Here is a 17,417-nt window from a genome sequence, read left to right on the forward strand (position 1 = left end):
ACTTTGAAAAACTGAAGAAAACAGTCGAAGTAGGCGTGCGCATGCAGGATAATGTCATCGATGCGACACCTTATTTCCTGGAGGAAAACAAAAAGCAGGCACTTGGTGAGCGACGCGTCGGATTAGGCGTCATGGGTCTTGCGGATCTTCTCATCTACTGTGAAAAAGAATATGGTTCTGAAGAAGGGAACAAGCTGGTGGATGAGGTGTTTGAGGTAATCGCTACAACGGCTTACCGGGCATCAGTCGAACTTTCAAAGGAAAAAGGCAGTTTCCCGTTCCTGACAGGTGATACAAAAGACGAAACAAACAGGTTGAGAAAAGCGTTCATTGAATCTGGTTTCATGAAAAAAATGCCGGAAGATGTCCGTGACAGCATCCTGGCAAACGGAATCCGCAACTCACACCTATTGACAGTTGCACCTACAGGATCAACCGGAACGATGGTAGGTGTATCAACAGGGTTAGAACCGTATTTCTCGTTCACGTACTACAGAAGCGGACGTCTGGGTAAATTCATTGAAGTTAAAGCGGATATAGTCGAAGATTATCTGAAGCTTAATCCAGAAGCGGATGCAAACGACTTGCCCGAATGGTTTATATCCTCCATGAACCTGGCACCGGAAGCACATGCCGATGTTCAGTGTGTCATCCAGAACTGGATCGACAGTTCCATTTCTAAAACGGTAAATGCTCCTAGAGGATATACCGTGGAAGAAGTACAAAAAGTGTATGAAAGATTGTACAATGGCGGGGCGAAAGGCGGTACAGTTTACGTCGACGGAAGTCGTGACTCGCAGGTTCTCACGCTTAAAGCGGAAGAAAACAGTTTCGACGAAGAAGAGGTACAAGAAGAAATAAAAACGGAAAAGAAACCGATCGTACTGCTGGATACCATTCAGGATGTCCGTTCAACGGATGTCACCATTGGTTCTGAAGTGGGTAATACATGTCCTGTCTGCCGAAAAGGTACTGTTAAAGATATGGGCGGTTGTAACACTTGTACCAACTGTGGTGCTCAGCTTAAGTGCGGACTGTAAATAGATATGAAGAAGGAGAGGGCTTGTTCCTCTTCTTTTTTTGTATTGAAGGGGAGGAATATTCACCTTCGAGTCCAGGCAGCCGGGGTCCAAAGCCCAGCAAACCCAAGGTTCCTGTTTTGGGATTCGTCACCTCTGGAGACTGTTTCGTCTTTTTATGTTCTAAATTCCTTCGATTTAAATTAAAGATGTATAAACAGCATTGAAGGAGTGGAGCCTGTGGACATCGATGGGGTATTTTCTGGCGGAGGAATCAAAGGGCTCGCCTTGATAGGTGCTTATCAGGCAATTGAAGAAAAGGGGATGCGGTTAAAGCGAGTGGCAGGTACAAGTGCCGGCGCCATTGTAGCTGCCCTCATTGCTGCGGGATACACTAGCAGTGAATTGAAAAATATTATGGAGGAAATGAATATCAAAAAGCTTCTGGATTCAAACTCCATCATCCCGTTTCCTTTCATCAAATGGTTCAGTATCTATTTTCGGTTAGGAATGTACAAAGGTGCAGCTCTTGAAAATTGGGTTGGGCAAAAGCTTAAAGCAAGGGGGATATATACGTTTGCAGATCTCCCTGAAAAGTCACTGAGAGTCATTGCATCGGATTTATCAAACGGCAGGCTGCTTGTTTTGCCGGATGATCTGGAGAAATACGGAATTGCTCCTGAAACATTTCCGGTTGCCCGTGCCATCAGGATGAGTGCGAGTCTTCCTTATTTCTTTGAACCAGTGAAATTACGTTCGCTCGAAGGGGTCAGTTTAGTCGCAGATGGAGGAATACTCAGTAATTTTCCGATGTGGCTGTTTGACAGAGAAAACATTAAAAAGGTCCGTCCCGTTATAGGGGTGAAATTAAGCCATAATTTAATTGAACGTCCCAAGCATAAAGTGGATAATGCAATCGATTTATACAGTGCCCTATTCCAAACGATGAAAGATGCACACGATTCCAGATATATTTCGAGAAAGCACGAGAAGAACATCATCTTCATACCAACAGAAGGGGTTTTGACCACTGAATTTGAACTATCAAAAGAAAAAAAGAGTGAGTTGATTCAAATGGGGAAATTTCAAGGAGAGATCTTCCTGAAAACATGGACTTATTAGAATTATCAAAAAAAAGCAATCGGGCATTCTTAAAACGATGCCCGATTGCTTTTTTTATTTTTCTTTCCTTCGATGACCGTTAAATTTGCATTGGATTTTTTTCGGGTGGAACGCTTTTTTGACAGAGGAGAGACAGTAGACTTCTGTGTCTTGACTGTCGATTTTCTCTTTAATCTCTTTTTGGATTGTTTGGCTGCTTTAAGAAACGCTCTCTGTTCATTGCTGCCAGCACCGCTTCTATTGCTGAACCATCGGCGGTAAATAAAGAAAATGATTCCGATGACGGCTGCAGTGATAAGTATATTTCTCAGAAGTCCCAGCGGATTTCCTATCAGCCAAGATCCCAAGCCTACAAATGCTAATACGGTCAAAGTGAGAACCATGATATTGCGAGCGTTCAACAAAGCCACCTCCTAACGATTCAATCGGTCTTAAAAACTATATATGATTATTTTAGACAATTGGAATCCATTTTAATCGTGATTTAGAATAGATTTTAAAGGGGGAAGGTTTTTTATGTGTATAGTAAACATATTCACTTAATAATATTTCACTAAACCTTCCAATGGAATATTTAAATTATCTTCATTACATAGTATTTTACTAAAAATTCTCAAAAAGAGCCAGACTGCGAGACCAAAATTCATAATTGAATTTTACTTAAAAGGAATTAAATGCAAGTGTTTGATGGATTGGGACATACTATGAGCGGAGGTGTTCAAGATGTCCGAACAGAGAAAACAAAATGAAAAAAAGGAAAAAGGTGATCAGACCGACCCCTCGCTTGAACAGAATCAAAGCGAGAAACCGATGTCATTCGTTGCGATGGTGATGCTTACCGGATTTATAGGCGGCTTACTATGGAGCGCGGTTGCGTATCTTTGTTATTATTTTTCATTTACGAAAATAGAACCTAATATTATTTTCGAACCTTGGGCGGTTGGGGATTGGTCAGACCGCTGGATTGGAATCGTTCTTTCCATTTTGGCTTATGGCATCGTTTCCATCGGGGTCGCTCTCATCTATTATGCAGGCTTAAGGAAATTAAAGTCGATGTGGATAGGGGCGGGGTATGGTGTCTTGTTATTTCTAGCTGTATTCATATTATTGAAGCCTTTATTTCCAAGTATGAAATCCTTGACAGCCATCGATTACCATACGTTAATCACGACACTATGCATCTATGTTCTGTATGGTGTATTCATCGGCTATTCCATCTCTTACGAAGAAAATGAACTCAGACATCAGGAGCAGAAAGAAAAGACTGGAGAAGTTGTTCCTTGACCGCCATGTTATCAGATAATTTAGTAGTTATAGGTAAATGGTTTATGTTAGAATGTTCATGTTGAACATTCTATTTTTTTAGGGGTTAAATATGAAGAAAATATTATTATTAAACGGCCCGAATTTAAACAGATTAGGAAAACGTGAGCCTGATATCTATGGTCACACTACACTTCAGGAATTGGAAAACAAGCTGAAGGAAAAGGCAGAAGGAAGAGGTTATCAATTATTCTCGGCTCAATCGAACCATGAGGGGGGATTAATTGATCATATCCATAAAGCTGAGGATGACGGGTATGAAGGCATCATTCTGAATCCAGGTGCGTACACCCACTACTCCTATGCCTTGAGGGATGGAGTGGCGTCCGTATCAGTGCCTGTTGTCGAAGTTCATATTTCGAATATTCATCAGCGTGAAAGTTTCAGGCATCATTCCGTCATTGCAGCTGAGACAATCGGTCAAATCGTCGGACTGGGACTTTATGGGTATGAACTGGCTTTGGATGCAATCATTAATTACATAAAAGGGAGAGTGTAAGGGGATGAAGATCGAACAATTACGCAATACGTTTACTGAAAGCGGTATAGATGGGATATTGATTAGCAGCACTTATAACCGTCGTTATATGACAAACTTCACAGGTTCTTCTGGTATAGTACTTGTCTCACAGGATAAGGCACTGTTCATCACTGATTTCCGGTATACAGAACAGGCAGCGGAGCAGGCGGCGGGGTATGAAATTGTTCAGCACACAGGTCCCATCCAGGAAGAAGTCGCAAAACAGGTTCGGGAATTAGGAATTAAAAAGCTTGGTTTTGAAAAAAATTATATGACATACAGTGCCTTCGAAAGCTATCAGAAGGTATTGGAGGCAGAACTCGTACCGGTAGCAGGTACGATTGAAAAGTTACGCTTGATTAAGACATCTGAAGAGCTTAAGATTATTAAGGATGCAGCAGACATCGCGGATGCAGCATTCAAACATATTCTGGATTATATCAAACCTGGCGTTACAGAGCTTGAAGTGTCGAACGAATTAGAATTCTTTATGAGAAAAGCAGGTGCCGCTTCTTCATCATTTGATATCATAGTGGCATCAGGAGTCCGCTCTGCCCTGCCTCATGGAGTTGCCAGTGATAAAGTCATCGAGAAAGGCGATTTTGTCACCTTAGATTATGGTGCATACTATAAAGGATATTGTTCTGATATGACTCGCACCTTATCTGTAGGGGAGCCAAGTGAGAAACTGAAGGAGATTTATGATGTTGTCCTTCAATCTCAGCTTCTTGCCATGGAACAAATCAAGCCTGGAATGACAGGGAAAGATGCCGATGCCATCGCACGCGATTACATAACAGAAAAAGGGTATGGTGAATGCTTCGGACATTCTTTGGGACATGGACTCGGTCTTGAAGTTCATGAGGGCCCTGGTCTTTCTTCCCGTTCTGAGGTAGTGCTTGAGCCAGGTATGATTGTAACGGTTGAACCGGGAGTGTATGTACCTGGAGTAGGTGGAGTGCGTATCGAAGACGATACTCTGATCACCGGGGATTCCAATGAGACATTGACACACTCAACAAAAGATCTAATTATTCTACCATTTTAGTCCTTCAGCAGGGCTGATTGATATTAGGAGGAACAATATGATTTCAGTAAATGATTTTCGTACAGGTTTAACAATCGAAGTGGATAATGGAATTTGGAGAGTCATGGATTTCCAGCATGTTAAGCCCGGAAAAGGTGCAGCTTTCGTCCGCTCTAAACTTCGTAATCTTCGCACAGGAGCAGTGCAGGAAAAGACTTTCCGTGCAGGAGAAAAAGTAGCCAAAGCTCAAATTGATAATCGCAGAATGCAGTATCTTTATGCAAACGGCGATATGCATGTATTCATGGATAATGAAAGCTATGAGCAAATAGAATTACCTGCAGCTTCCATCGAATATGAGTTGAAATTCTTGAAAGAAAATATGGAAGTGCAAATCATGATGTATGAAGGTGAAACTCTTGGTGTAGAGCTTCCGAATACAGTGGAACTAACTGTAACCGAAACTGAACCAGGAATCAAAGGGGACACAGCTTCAGGCGGTTCCAAACCGGCAACAGTCGAAACCGGGTTAGTCGTAAACGTACCTTTCTTCGTTAATGAAGGAGATACCCTCGTCGTCAATACGACAGACGGAACATACGTATCACGCGGCTAAAATCAACTTAATACTAAACCGAAAAGCCTAAACAGATATCCGGTCTGTTTAGGCTTTTTTTGTGTTTTTCTTTCTACATCGCATTAAAGTCCCCTGAATGGATGCTGAATTCTGAGTCATATTCTAATTTCAAGAGAATACATTGTATTATCTGGGGGCTTGTACGCTATAAAATGCGAGTCAGCATCAAGTCCGGTGGAAATAGAAGAGGAGGTACTTGTCATGCAAGAAGTTCTAGCCCTGCTACCCAGCACTATATCTGAAAGAATCCTTTCCCTTCCACAAGATGTTCTGGATACAACTGAAGAAATCAGAGTCCGTACAAACAGAGTTTTGGAAGTCACGGCAAGGGGAAAACCCTATTTTCTTTCGTACACTGTTAAACCGGAAGACTCTGAACAACTCATCAATAAACTCTCCCACCATTCCTTTTATACCCTTGAGGAAGAACTTAAAAGAGGTTATATCACGATAGATGGCGGACATAGAGTCGGGCTTGCCGGCAAGGTCATCCTGGATGCCGGCAGAGTGAAGGGGATACGTCATCTCGCTTCATTTAATATCCGTATCGCCAGACAAAAAATCGGAATTGCATCTCCCCTCATGCCCTATGTATTCGACGGGGACTGGAAGCACACGATGATCATCGGTTCACCGCAAACAGGAAAAACGACGTTATTAAGGGATCTGGCGAGAATCATTTCTACAGGGGATCTTGAGAAAAATATCCCCCCCTATAAAGTGGGTATCGTTGATGAACGTTCTGAAATCGCAGGCTGTGTAAACGGGGTGCCGCAGCTTTTATTCGGACCGAGAGTCGATGTCCTGGATGCATGTCCGAAGGCTGAAGGGATGATGATGCTTATACGTTCCATGAGTCCCGATGTCTTGATCATCGATGAAATAGGCCGTGCGGAAGACGGGCAGGCAATACAGGAAGCAGTCAATGCCGGCATAACGTTAATCATGACAACCCACGGGGCCTCTCTGTCTGAAGTGAAAAAAAGACCTGTGATCAGCGAGATTATCGCAATGCAAAGCATTGAACGTTACATTGAACTTAAAAGGGACAACCATCCCGGACAGGTTTCGAAAGTTTGGAATGAGCATGGACAATCTCTATTGAACAAAGTGAGCGTGACGTAAATGATCAAAATCATAGGTGCGATCTTCATTCTCCTCTCTACATCATGGGCCGGGTTTGAAGTTTCAAAATATTTGACGGAAAGACCGAGGCAGCTGCGGATGTTGAAAGTGGCGCTTCAATCCCTCGAAGCTGAAATCACCTACAGTCATACACCGCTTCATGAAGCGACAAGAAAAATATCCAAGCAGCTTCAAAAGCCGGTATCGTGGTTTTTTGAGAATTTTTCAAAGAAATTGACGGAACAGGAAATTTCAGTAAAGAAAGCATGGGAAGAAAGTCTGGATGAAGTGTGGAAACTGACAGCTTTTAGGTCAGGAGAATATGAAATCCTGCAGCAGTTTGGCGAAAATCTGGGAAAACACGACTTAATCACTCAGCAAAAACACATCCACCTAGCACTGAAACACCTGGAAAGAGAAGAAACCGAAGCAGTGGAAAGACAAAGGAAATATGAAAAAATGACGAAAAGTCTCGGGTTTTTATCAGGTCTTCTTCTTATCATCCTGCTGCTTTAAGGAATGACACGACAAAAGCCTGGCGGACTTATGTCCGTTGGTAACCCACTTTGTGCGATTTAAGAAATCAGGAGGGAAAAAATATGGGAATCGATGTGGATATTATTTTCAAAATAGCAGGGGTGGGTATTGTCGTCGCCTTTTTGCATACCATCTTGGATCAAGTGGGGAAAAAAGAATACGCACAATGGGTCACACTATTTGGCTTTATCTATATTCTTTTTATGGTGGCATCCATCGTGGATGATTTGTTTCAAAAGATCAAATCGGTCTTTTTATTTCAAGGATAAAGGGGGAGTCAGCGATTGAAATCATCCAAATTGTCGGTATCGCCCTTGTATCCACCTTTCTTGCATTAATCGTCAAAGAACAAAAGCCCAACTTTGCTTTCTTGCTGATCGTATTTGTCGGCTGTTCGATTTTTCTCTTTTTAATCGATCAGATTTATACCATTATTCACATGCTCGAGAAGCTCGCGGCGAATGCAAACGTAAATCTTGTCTATGTTGAAACGATACTGAAAATTATTGGAATCGCGTATATAGCTGAGTTTGCTTCGCATATCACGAAAGATGCAGGACAGGGCGCGATCGCTGCCAAGGTGGAGCTGGCAGGTAAGATTTTGATTTTGGCTATGGCCGTGCCGATCCTGACCGTCATTATTGAAACCATCATCAACATGATTCCAACCGGATAAGAGAGGATGAAGAGGTGGGAAAATTGCAGCAATTAAATCGAATACTCATCACAGCACTGCTTTTCATTTTCATGGGAGCCTCAGTCGGACAAGCAGAGGGGAATGAAGCAAGAGAAGATCCCGGCTTGCAGCAGCAGGTCATAAACGAACAGCTGGAGGACTTGGGAATCGACGAATTGAAAAGCTTTTGGACAAGCATCGTGGATGAATACGGAGGGTTCCTTCCTGAGAGTCAGAAGGGCAGTTTAATGGATTTTATAAAAGGAGAGAAAGAATTTTCTTTGAAAGCCTGGTTCACCGGCATACTCAGATTTGCCTTTCAAGAGTTGGTCATGAACGGCAAGCTGTTAGGGACATTGATCCTGCTCACGATTTTAAGTATGTTTCTGCAATCCCTTCAGAACGCATTTGAAGGGGGAAGCGTCAGCAAAGTGGCTTATGGAATCATCTTTATGGTCCTGATCATCATCGCCTTAAACAGCTTTCACGTAGCGATCGATTACACGCAGGAAGCGATATCGACTATGATCAACTTCATCATTGCACTTATTCCCTTATTGCTTGCGTTGATCGCAGCTTCCGGCGGGATGGTATCTGCAGCATTCTTTCATCCGGTCATCCTGTTCCTGATGAACACTAGCGGACTGCTGATTCAGAATGTCGTCCTCCCGCTCTTATTCCTTTCCGCTCTCTTGAGCATTGTCAGCACGTTGTCGCAGCATTATAAAGTGACCCAGCTTGCACAGTTGCTGCGGTCCTGGAGTATAGGGCTATTGGGTGCCTTCATGACTGTGTTTCTCGGTGTCATCTCGGTGCAGGGCGCTACGGCAGCCGTCACCGACGGAATCACGGTCCGAACCGCTAAATTTATCACCGGTAATTTTGTGCCTGTCATTGGAAGAATGTTTACCGATGCGGCAGATACCGTCATCAGCGCCTCGGTGCTTCTAAAGAACACTGTAGGGATTGCAGGTGTAGCAATCGTACTGATCATCGCAGCCTTTCCCGCGATTAAAATCTTGATGATCGCCTTCATCTACAAATTGGCTGCTGCACTTCTTCAGCCACTTGGTGGAGGACCAGTCATTGATTGTCTCGATACAATTGCGAAAAGCGTTATCTATGTGTTTGCAGCACTGGCGATCGTATCATTCATGTTCTTCTTGAGCATTACCGTCATCATTGCAGCCGGCAATATAACGATGATGGTTCGATGAAGGAGGAATAGAGATGTCATTTTTAACCGAATGGATTACCAATATAATCGTGTTTGTGCTGTTGGCAACCGTCATCGACATGCTTCTTCCAAGTTCGAATATGCAAAAATACGTAAAAATCGTCACGGGATTATTATTGATCACGATTATTCTCACACCGTTATTAAAACTGATGACGTCGGATGTTGATTCCGTCATGGATTCGTTTCGTATTAATGGGGGATCACAAAATAATTCAGTAGAAAATTTAATCGAAATAAAGAAAAAAGAAATACAAGCCTCACAACGTGCATATATTTTAGAACAGATGGCTGTCCAAATGAAACAACAAGCTGAAAAGGAGTTGATGGATGAACACGGAAAGGTCATTGAGAAAGTAAATATCGCAGCAACCGATTTGGAAAACATCCCAGATAGCATCACAGAAGTGACGGTGTATCTCTCTTCCAAAAAAGAGGAAAATGCAATTGAAGCCGTCCAAAATGTGGAGATCGATACGGGAGATAAAACAAAAGTAGAGAAGACAGATGATCATGTGTCCCAAGTGGCCTCCTTACTATCGGAACGATGGAATCTTTCACCGGACAAAATAATCATAGCAGAAGGAGGGGCGGGAAGCGAAAATGAACTTTAGCAAAGGACCTGTAAATCTTATTAAAGAATGGCTCTCAAAAGATAATAGCCAATCACCACCTCCCGAAAACAAAAAAGGAAAGAAATTTCAATACTTTTTGATTGTCCTGCTCTTAGGGGTTGCCTTCATGCTGATCAGCGACCTATGGAAAAACGAACCCAGTGTAACGGTTGATCAGAATCTTCAGGAAGAGACGAAAGAAGATGTACCGGCATTTGGTACAAATAAACAAAAAGACTCTTCGATGCGGAGTTTTGAAGACCAGTATGAAAATCAGTTGAAAGAAGCTCTTGATCAAATCGTGGGAGTCAGCGATGCGCTCGTGGTAGTCAATGTCGAAGCCTCTGAGCAGAAAGTGTATGAAAAGAATGAAAACACCCAGTCCCAGAGTACAAGTGAAGAAGACAAAGAGGGTGGAAAGCGATCCATTGAAGAAAAGTCCAGCGAAGGACAGGTGGTCATCATTCAGGACGGTGAAAAAGAAGTCCCCGTCATCAGCGAAACAAGAAAACCTAAAGTCAGCGGAGTCCTTGTAGTAGCAAAAGGAGCCGATAACATACAAATTAAAAAATGGATATTGGAAGCTGTTACCCGTGTTCTGGATGTACCGGTTCACAGGGTATCGGTTCTACCTAAAGATTAAGGGGGAAATAATAGATGTTATTGAAAAAACAAACAGTTTGGCTTTTGACGATGTTAAGTCTTGTGATCGTGCTATCGGTATATTACATCACTTCACCTACTCAACAGGTTTCAGACCTGGCAGCCGAGCAGAACGAAGGCGGCAAGCAAGCTAAAGAAGGTGAAAACAAAGAAACGATGTCAAACGGTGAAGTGGAAGTCGTAACGGATTCAGCTGGGAATGAAGTGTTCGAAGCGATGAGAATGGAAGTGGAAGATCAGCGCGCCAAGCTCCGCGAAGAACTTGAAGCCAAAGTCGGGGACCCTGAATTGTCGGCCGATGATAAAAGTGCCGCATATGAGCAGATGGAAAATCTGCGCGAACTGGCAATGACAGAATCGGTACTTGAAACAACAATCAAGACAATCGGTTATGACGATGCTCTTGTTAGAGCAAACGGAGATAGCATACGTATCACCGTCAAAACCGATAAAGAGCATACTACAGCAAATGCCAATGAAATTATCAGGCTGGTCATGAGCGAAGTAGGAAACGTCAAGCCTGTAGCCGTAGAATTTCAGCCGGCAAATTAATAAGTAAAAAGAATGACAGCCCCTTGGTGATGAGGGGCTGTCATTCTTTATTTCTCTTATCATTCAATCCTTTCAGACAAAAAACCTTTGCAATTATTTTATTTTTTTCAATAAAAGCGCTAAAATAGAAGATAAGCGTGTATGCGCTTTATAGAATGGCTCGAAACACATATTGAATTTATACAAGGTGTTATCGTATGATATTAGTAGCTAGTCATAATTAGTAAAACTATTAGAGGGGTGTCCAAAGTGTTAAAAATTCAAGAGATTCGTGAAATTATAAAGCTCGTTGATCAATCCAGCGTGGATGAATTTTCATATGAGTATGAAGGATCAAAAATCGAACTGAAAAAGAATACCGGTTCTGCAGCTCCTGTACCGCAATTTGTCCAGGCTCCTGAAGATGTGAAACAGCCGGCTCAGCAAGCGGTTCAGCAAGCGCCTGCTCCGGTTCAGACAGAAGCAGCGCCGGTGGCAGAGGACAATAAAGCGGCTGAATCAAAAACAGATGATTCAAACCTACATAAAATTACTTCCCCGATGGTCGGGACGTTCTATCAATCTTCTTCACCCGATACTGATGCCTATGTAAAAGCGGGCTCCAAAGTCGACGACAGCTCGGTTGTCTGTATAGTAGAAGCAATGAAGCTGTTCAACGAAATTGAAGCGGAAGTTAAAGGTGAAATTGTAGAAATCCTAGTGAAAGACGGTCAATTAGTTGAATATGGACAGCCGTTATTCTTAGTCAAACCTGAATAAGGAGCGATAAACTTTTATGATAAAAAAAGTATTGATTGCCAATAGAGGAGAAATAGCGGTTCGAATCATACGTGCCTGCCGCGAATTGAACATTGAAAGCGTGGCTGTCTATTCAGAAGCGGATAAGGAAGCCCTGCATGTCCAGCTGGCTGATGAAGCTTATTGTATAGGGCCAACATCTTCAAAAGACAGTTACTTGAACTTTACAAATATCATATCCGTTGCAAAATTGACGGACTGTGACGGAATTCATCCTGGGTATGGGTTCCTTGCAGAGAACTCTGACTTCGCGGAGCTTTGCCGTGAGTGCAATATTACATTCATAGGGCCATCGCCTGAAGCCATTTCAAAAATGGGCACAAAGGACGTCGCACGTGAAACGATGAGAGAAGCGGGAGTCCCGATCGTCCCTGGTTCAAAAGGAATCGTCAAAGACGCGGATGATGCGGTCAAGTTAGCCGATTCCATGGGATACCCTGTCATCATCAAAGCGACTGCAGGCGGCGGCGGTAAAGGGATTCGGGTTGCAAAGACTCAGGAAGATCTTGTGAAAGGTGTGAATATCACACAACAGGAAGCAATGACTGCGTTTGGTAATCCCGGTGTGTACATCGAAAAGTTCATTGAAGACTTCCGGCACGTCGAAATCCAGGTCCTTGCAGACAATTTCGGGAACGTTATTCACTTGGGAGAGCGCGATTGTACGATCCAGCGCCGTCTTCAAAAGCTAATCGAAGAAACACCGTCTCCTGCATTGAATGAAGAAATTCGTGCCCAAATGGGTGAAGCAGCAGTAAAAGCAGCCAAAGCGGTTGATTATACAGGTGCAGGCACGGTAGAATTTATATATGATTACAATAATCAATCGTTTTACTTCATGGAAATGAATACCCGGATCCAGGTTGAACATCCAGTCACAGAACAAGTGACAGGGGTTGATTTAATCAAAGAACAGATCAAAGTGGCTTCCGGTGAAAAACTTTCCCTTTCACAGGACGAAGTAACCTTTACAGGCTGGGCGATGGAGTGCCGGATCAATGCTGAAAATCCTGTAAAGAATTTCATGCCTTCTGCTGGAAGAATAGAAATGTATCTTCCACCGGGCGGACTTGGGGTAAGAATCGATTCTGCTGCATATCCTGGTTATATGATCCCTCCTTACTACGACAGCATGATCGCAAAGGTCATCACGTATGGAGCCACTCGTGAAGAGGCGATTTCCAGAATGAAACGCGCTCTTGGGGAATTTGTCGTCGAAGGGGTGCACACGACCATCCCATTCCATCTGAAATTATTAGAACATGAAACCTTTGTAGGTGGAGAATTTAATACGAAGTTCTTAGAAAAATATGATGTAATGAAATCCTAGTGTGAATTCAGGAGGTGCCTGACATGGCGGAAAATCAAAACCTTTTACAAATGTCTCATGGTAAAGACGGCCTTGGGAAAATTGAAATCGCACCTGAAGTAATTGAAGTGATTGCTGGTATTGCTGCTTCAGAAGTAGAAGGCGTATCTCAAATGCGCGGAAGCTTCGCGACAGGTGTAGTAGAGCGTCTTGGAAAGAAGAACCACGGAAAAGGCGTCAAGGTGGAGCTTGCAGAAGAAGGGATCATCATCGACGTATACTGTATCATGAAGTTCGGCGTTTCAATCCCGACAGTTGCACAAAAGATCCAGGACAATATTCGCCAAGCCCTATTGAACATGACTGCATTGGAAGCAGATGAAGTAAATGTCCATATCGTGGGTGTCCAATTCGAAAACCAGACAATCGAACCTGAAATTGATGAAGAGATGTGACTTTGTTCGAGAACGGCCTGAGGGTCGTTCTTTTTTGATGCAATTATTTGGGGATAAGTGGGTATGTAAGGGGTTTTTAGTCGTTATCAGCCGTTTGATGGATTTTTGATAAAAAGTAGATTCAGGGATCGGGATCGTTTTGATGTCATTTCTATCTGCTGAACTATTTTTCGACTGCTGAAGGATGTTTTTTCATTTTTTTGAGAAGTGACAGTCTAGAATTCATTTAAATTTTTATAAAAATTTCGATTAATATGGAAGGAGTCAGTACTTTTAACTATATTATTAATATATTCATTTTTATCGATTGTGCCGATTTTGGGATAATCGTGCCACTTATCGGATTTTCTTCATACCTATCTATCATCTATCAATATCCAATAAAACCCAGCATCCTGGATTTGACAAGCCCTTTTAATAAGCCATCATATGAAAATGCAAAGAGGTATAGATATGCCTGGCATTTCTTGTCGCCTCTGAGTTTGTCCAGCTCCGACAGCTGGGAGCCCGAAACATAAGTTAAGTATGCCAAGAAGGCAAAGAACGCAAAGAACGCAAAGAACGCAAAGAACGCAAAGAACGCAAAGAACGCTTCCGGCTCATCATATGCTTGTCGCTCCTTATCGAGCCGCCTCTGTTTTTCTTTGTCCAGCTCCGTGGCTTAGAAGCTCGAGATCATCAAAACGTCAAAAAATTCCTTTCCGATATTCCTGTCATATGCTTGTTGCCTATAAGCAAAGCCCTTCGGCTTTTAGTTTCAGAAAATTATTTTTTCTTGATAGACGTGCGCATTGCCCTTGGTTTGTGCTATTATCAAAGGTATGAAAAATTGACAAACGACTAAAAGGAGTAATTAGAACATATGAAGAGAAGAGTTGCTCGTGAAAAAGCTCTGCAGGCTTTGTTTCAAATAGATATGAGTGGTATGGAGGCGGAAGAAGCGCTTCAAAATGTGGTTGACGGGGAAGAAGTGGACACATTTTTAAAAGAGCTGGTTCTAGGCTTTGTGAAAAATCAGGAAAAAGTAGACGGTATTATCAGGGAGAATCTGGAGAAATGGTCTTTTGACCGCCTTGCGAAAGTGGATCGAAACATTTTAAGGATCGGCGCATTTGAATTATTATTTGTTGAAGAAGTTCCGGATAATGTCGTTATAAATGAAGCGGTTGAAATAGCAAAAACCTTTGGTGATGATCAATCCAGCAAATTTGTGAATGGTGTACTCTCTAAGGTAAGTCAATCTTAACAATGATAGGGGGCGGCATGATGTCAGCTGGTCTTATTGATGGCAAGCTCATTGCCAACTATTATCGTGAACTATTGAAAGAAACGATAACTGAGTTAAAAGGAAAAGATGTGACCCCGGGACTGGCTGTGATTCTGGTCGGTGATGATCATGCCTCCCGCACGTATGTAAGAATGAAGAGAAAAGCCTGCAGCAAGTTGGGGATCCATTCAGAGCTTTATCAGTTTGATGAATCGTTAACGCAGGAAGAATTGGTAAATAAAATAGAAGAATTGAATGACATGGCCCATATTCACGGTATCTTGGTTCAGTTGCCGCTGCCTCGGCATATTAATCCGAATAAGATTATCGAAACCATTTCACCGCTAAAGGATGTGGATGGATTTCATCCGGTTTCAATCGGAAAAATGATCACAAATCAGGATACATTCTATTCATGTACCCCTCTGGGCATTATGAAGATGCTCGAGTATGAAAAGATTGAAATCAAAGGGAAGCATGTGGTGATCCTGGGCAGGAGTAATATCGTCGGCAAGCCTGCCGGTCAGCTTTTCATCAATCGAGATGCAACCGTTACCCATTGTCATTCCAAAACCAAGAACCTTTCTGATTTCACAAAACAAGCGGACATTCTTGTTTCTGCAGTCGGGAAAGCAGGTTTAATACGTGCTGAAGACATTAAAGAAGGTGCCGTTGTCATCGATGTGGGAATGAACCGTGATGAAGATGGCCGATTATGCGGTGATGTAGATTTCAACGGGGTAAAAGAAGTTGCTGGGAAGATCACACCGGTGCCAGGGGGAGTTGGTCCGATGACGATAACCATGCTTCTATACAATACAGTAAAATCTGCACAAAAGTCACTGATTGATCGCCAAAAACGATGAAAAATAGTACACTATATATAACAACTCAGAAGGGACGGCCAATCAGCTTGTCCCTTTACGTATACCCGGAAGTTACATAAAGGAAGGTCAAAGGAGTCAGGTAAGCATGGAACACGATCAGTCACGTTACTTAACGGTACAAGCTCTGACAAAGTACATAAAACGAAAATTCGACAGGGATCCGCATCTATCAAATATTTTTGTAAGAGGTGAAATTTCGAATTTCAAGCAGCACTCGAGCGGCCACATGTATTTCACATTGAAAGATGACAGGGCAAGAATATTGTCTGTCATGTTTTCGGGCAATAATCAATCCCTTAAGTTCCGACCTGAGAGCGGGATGAATGTATTAGTACGGGGGGACATTTCCGTATATGAAGCAGGAGGACAATATCAAATCTATGTCAAGGAAATGCAGCCGGATGGTATCGGTGAACTTTATCTGGCATACGAACAGCTAAAGAGAAAACTCGATAAAGCAGGTTACTTCGATATAAGCAGAAAAAGAATGATACCGAAGTTTCCTTCAAAGATTGCAGTAGTTACTTCTCCTACCGGGGCAGCAATTCGGGATATTCTTACCACGATTAAAAGAAGGTATCCAATCGGAGAAATCCTGATCTTCCCTGCACTTGTACAGGGTGATCGTGCTGCGGCATCGATAGCTGATGCAATCAGGAAAGCGAATGGTTACGGGGAAGTCGATGTATTGATAGCAGGACGCGGAGGAGGATCCATAGAAGAACTTTGGGCATTTAACGAGGAAATTGTGGCAAATGCGATACTGGAATCCAACATACCGGTCATTTCTGCAGTCGGGCATGAAACAGATTTCACGATAGCAGATTTTGTTGCAGACTTGCGGGCGCCTACCCCTACTGCGGCTGGTGAGCTGGCTGTTCCGCATATTGATGACTTGCTTGAACGGATCATGAACCGTAAATTAAGGTTGATAAAATCGTTTAAAACAAAACTCCAAGGTGAGCGGAATCGACTTAACAGTCTAACGAAGTCGTATGCATTAAGGAATCCGCATACACTCTACCAGCAAAAAGTCGAGCATGTGGACAGACTGACAGACCAGCTGCAAAAAAATATTTCGCTGCATGTGAGGCAGCAAAAGGAAACAATAGGCGGACTTCATTCAAGGCTTCAGCGTGTGCATCCATCCCAGCTCCTGAAGGTAAAAGAGGAACGTGTGAAGTTTCTGCGGGAGCAATTGGAGAAGCAGTTTAAAGGAGTCCTGAAAGAAAAAGGACATCAATTCAATTCGGTCATATCGACCATGCATGCGCTAAGTCCTTTGAAAATCATGGACAGGGGATACAGCCTTGTTTATGGAACGGAAGGGGAGCTGATTAAGTCCTCGCTCCAGGTGACAAAAGGCGATCAAATCGAAATTAATGTAAAAGATGGAATAATACAATGCGAAGTGGATTCGGTAAAGGAGCGCGATGAAAGTGGCAAAGAATAAAGAAGAATTATCGTTTGAAGATGCTATGGAAAGATTGGAAGAAATCGTAGAAAAATTAGAAGAAGGCGAAGTCCCTTTAGAAAAGGCACTGCAGTATTATCAGAAAGGAATGGAGCTTTCAAAGCATTGCCATGATACCCTGAACAAAGCAGAGAACCAGTTAACGAAAATGATTACGGATGAAGGTGAAAAAACC

22 protein-coding genes are annotated in these 17,417 nt (G+C 42.7%); 21 read left to right on the top strand and 1 reads right to left on the bottom strand.

Features of this window, described 5'->3' with window-relative positions; all coding sequences use genetic code 11:
- Positions 1 to 1,040, top strand: a 1,040-nt coding sequence (locus HP456_RS08960; protein WP_512698739.1) for a ribonucleotide reductase barrel domain-containing protein, incomplete at its 5' end; no start/stop codon positions are given.
- A gap of 219 nt (positions 1,041 to 1,259) precedes the next feature.
- Entirely contained in the window at positions 1,260 to 2,141 is an 882-nt protein-coding gene (locus HP456_RS08965; protein WP_172250187.1) for a patatin-like phospholipase family protein, read from the top strand.
- 29 nt (positions 2,142 to 2,170) lie between these two features.
- Here the strand turns inward: HP456_RS08965 and HP456_RS08970 are convergent, their stop codons facing one another.
- Positions 2,171 to 2,551, bottom strand: coding sequence for an SA1362 family protein (locus tag HP456_RS08970; protein WP_312857746.1), 381 nt, complete (start codon positions 2,549 to 2,551; stop codon positions 2,171 to 2,173).
- A 313-nt stretch (positions 2,552 to 2,864) separates the two neighbouring features.
- On the opposite strand from HP456_RS08970, the gene HP456_RS08975 reads away from it, so the two are divergent.
- The 19 genes from HP456_RS08975 to xseB all read left to right on the top strand — a co-directional run.
- Entirely contained in the window at positions 2,865 to 3,425 is a 561-nt protein-coding gene (locus HP456_RS08975) for a YqhR family membrane protein (protein WP_172250189.1), read from the top strand.
- A gap of 91 nt (positions 3,426 to 3,516) precedes the next feature.
- A complete protein-coding gene (aroQ, locus tag HP456_RS08980) occupies positions 3,517 to 3,963 on the top strand; it encodes a type II 3-dehydroquinate dehydratase (protein ID WP_172250191.1) in 447 nt (148 codons plus the stop codon).
- A 4-nt stretch (positions 3,964 to 3,967) separates the two neighbouring features.
- Entirely contained in the window at positions 3,968 to 5,032 is a 1,065-nt protein-coding gene (locus HP456_RS08985) for a M24 family metallopeptidase (protein WP_172250193.1), read from the top strand.
- Between the two features lie 37 nt (positions 5,033 to 5,069).
- A complete protein-coding gene (gene efp, locus HP456_RS08990) occupies positions 5,070 to 5,627 on the top strand; it encodes an elongation factor P (protein ID WP_172250195.1) in 558 nt (185 codons plus the stop codon).
- A gap of 222 nt (positions 5,628 to 5,849) precedes the next feature.
- A complete protein-coding gene (gene spoIIIAA / locus HP456_RS08995) occupies positions 5,850 to 6,773 on the top strand; it encodes a stage III sporulation protein AA (protein WP_172250197.1) in 924 nt (307 codons plus the stop codon).
- Positions 6,774 to 7,289 (top strand): stage III sporulation protein SpoIIIAB, encoded by a 516-nt coding sequence (gene spoIIIAB, locus HP456_RS09000; protein WP_172250199.1) that lies wholly within the window; start codon positions 6,774 to 6,776, stop codon positions 7,287 to 7,289.
- Positions 7,290 to 7,372: 83 nt separating this feature from the next.
- Positions 7,373 to 7,579, top strand: coding sequence for a stage III sporulation protein AC (spoIIIAC, locus tag HP456_RS09005; RefSeq protein ID WP_006838772.1), 207 nt, complete (start codon positions 7,373 to 7,375; stop codon positions 7,577 to 7,579).
- Positions 7,580 to 7,593: 14 nt separating this feature from the next.
- Positions 7,594 to 7,986 carry a stage III sporulation protein AD gene (gene spoIIIAD, locus HP456_RS09010; RefSeq protein ID WP_098151200.1) on the top strand — a complete coding sequence of 131 codons (393 nt, stop codon included), beginning with the start codon at positions 7,594 to 7,596 and terminating at the stop codon, positions 7,984 to 7,986.
- 23 nt (positions 7,987 to 8,009) lie between these two features.
- Positions 8,010 to 9,203, top strand: a complete 1,194-nt coding sequence (spoIIIAE, locus tag HP456_RS09015) for a stage III sporulation protein AE (RefSeq protein WP_281357994.1) — start codon at positions 8,010 to 8,012, stop codon at positions 9,201 to 9,203.
- A gap of 13 nt (positions 9,204 to 9,216) precedes the next feature.
- The gene (spoIIIAF, locus tag HP456_RS09020) at positions 9,217 to 9,837 is read left to right on the top strand and encodes a stage III sporulation protein AF (protein WP_172250201.1); all 621 of its coding nucleotides are present in this window, start codon (positions 9,217 to 9,219) and stop codon (positions 9,835 to 9,837) included.
- A complete protein-coding gene (gene spoIIIAG, locus HP456_RS09025) occupies positions 9,827 to 10,480 on the top strand; it encodes a stage III sporulation protein AG (protein ID WP_172250203.1) in 654 nt (217 codons plus the stop codon). Before spoIIIAF ends, spoIIIAG begins: the two co-directional genes overlap by 11 nt.
- A gap of 14 nt (positions 10,481 to 10,494) precedes the next feature.
- Positions 10,495 to 11,052, top strand: a complete 558-nt coding sequence (locus HP456_RS09030) for a SpoIIIAH-like family protein (protein ID WP_172250205.1) — start codon at positions 10,495 to 10,497, stop codon at positions 11,050 to 11,052.
- A gap of 249 nt (positions 11,053 to 11,301) precedes the next feature.
- Positions 11,302 to 11,811, top strand: coding sequence for an acetyl-CoA carboxylase biotin carboxyl carrier protein (gene accB, locus HP456_RS09035; RefSeq protein WP_172250207.1), 510 nt, complete (start codon positions 11,302 to 11,304; stop codon positions 11,809 to 11,811).
- Positions 11,812 to 11,827: 16 nt separating this feature from the next.
- Positions 11,828 to 13,180 carry an acetyl-CoA carboxylase biotin carboxylase subunit gene (gene accC, locus HP456_RS09040; protein WP_172250209.1) on the top strand — a complete coding sequence of 451 codons (1,353 nt, stop codon included), beginning with the start codon at positions 11,828 to 11,830 and terminating at the stop codon, positions 13,178 to 13,180.
- A gap of 23 nt (positions 13,181 to 13,203) precedes the next feature.
- Positions 13,204 to 13,614, top strand: a complete 411-nt coding sequence (locus HP456_RS09045; protein ID WP_172250211.1) for an Asp23/Gls24 family envelope stress response protein — start codon at positions 13,204 to 13,206, stop codon at positions 13,612 to 13,614.
- An 862-nt stretch (positions 13,615 to 14,476) separates the two neighbouring features.
- The gene (gene nusB / locus HP456_RS09050) at positions 14,477 to 14,860 is read left to right on the top strand and encodes a transcription antitermination factor NusB (RefSeq protein WP_172250213.1); all 384 of its coding nucleotides are present in this window, start codon (positions 14,477 to 14,479) and stop codon (positions 14,858 to 14,860) included.
- 20 nt (positions 14,861 to 14,880) lie between these two features.
- Entirely contained in the window at positions 14,881 to 15,747 is an 867-nt protein-coding gene (gene folD / locus HP456_RS09055) for a bifunctional methylenetetrahydrofolate dehydrogenase/methenyltetrahydrofolate cyclohydrolase FolD (RefSeq protein WP_172250223.1), read from the top strand.
- Between the two features lie 106 nt (positions 15,748 to 15,853).
- Positions 15,854 to 17,221: an exodeoxyribonuclease VII large subunit gene (xseA, locus tag HP456_RS09060; RefSeq protein ID WP_172250215.1), complete on the top strand. Its 1,368-nt coding sequence runs from the start codon at positions 15,854 to 15,856 to the stop codon at positions 17,219 to 17,221.
- Positions 17,202 to 17,417: exodeoxyribonuclease VII small subunit (gene xseB, locus HP456_RS09065; RefSeq protein ID WP_172250217.1), on the top strand; the 216-nt coding region annotated here is incomplete at its 3' end. The genes xseA and xseB, both read left to right, overlap by 20 nt.

Origin of the sequence: Bacillus haikouensis, from assembly GCF_013179555.1 — a bacterium.
GTDB lineage: Bacteria > Bacillota > Bacilli > Bacillales > Bacillaceae_B > Rossellomorea > Rossellomorea haikouensis_A.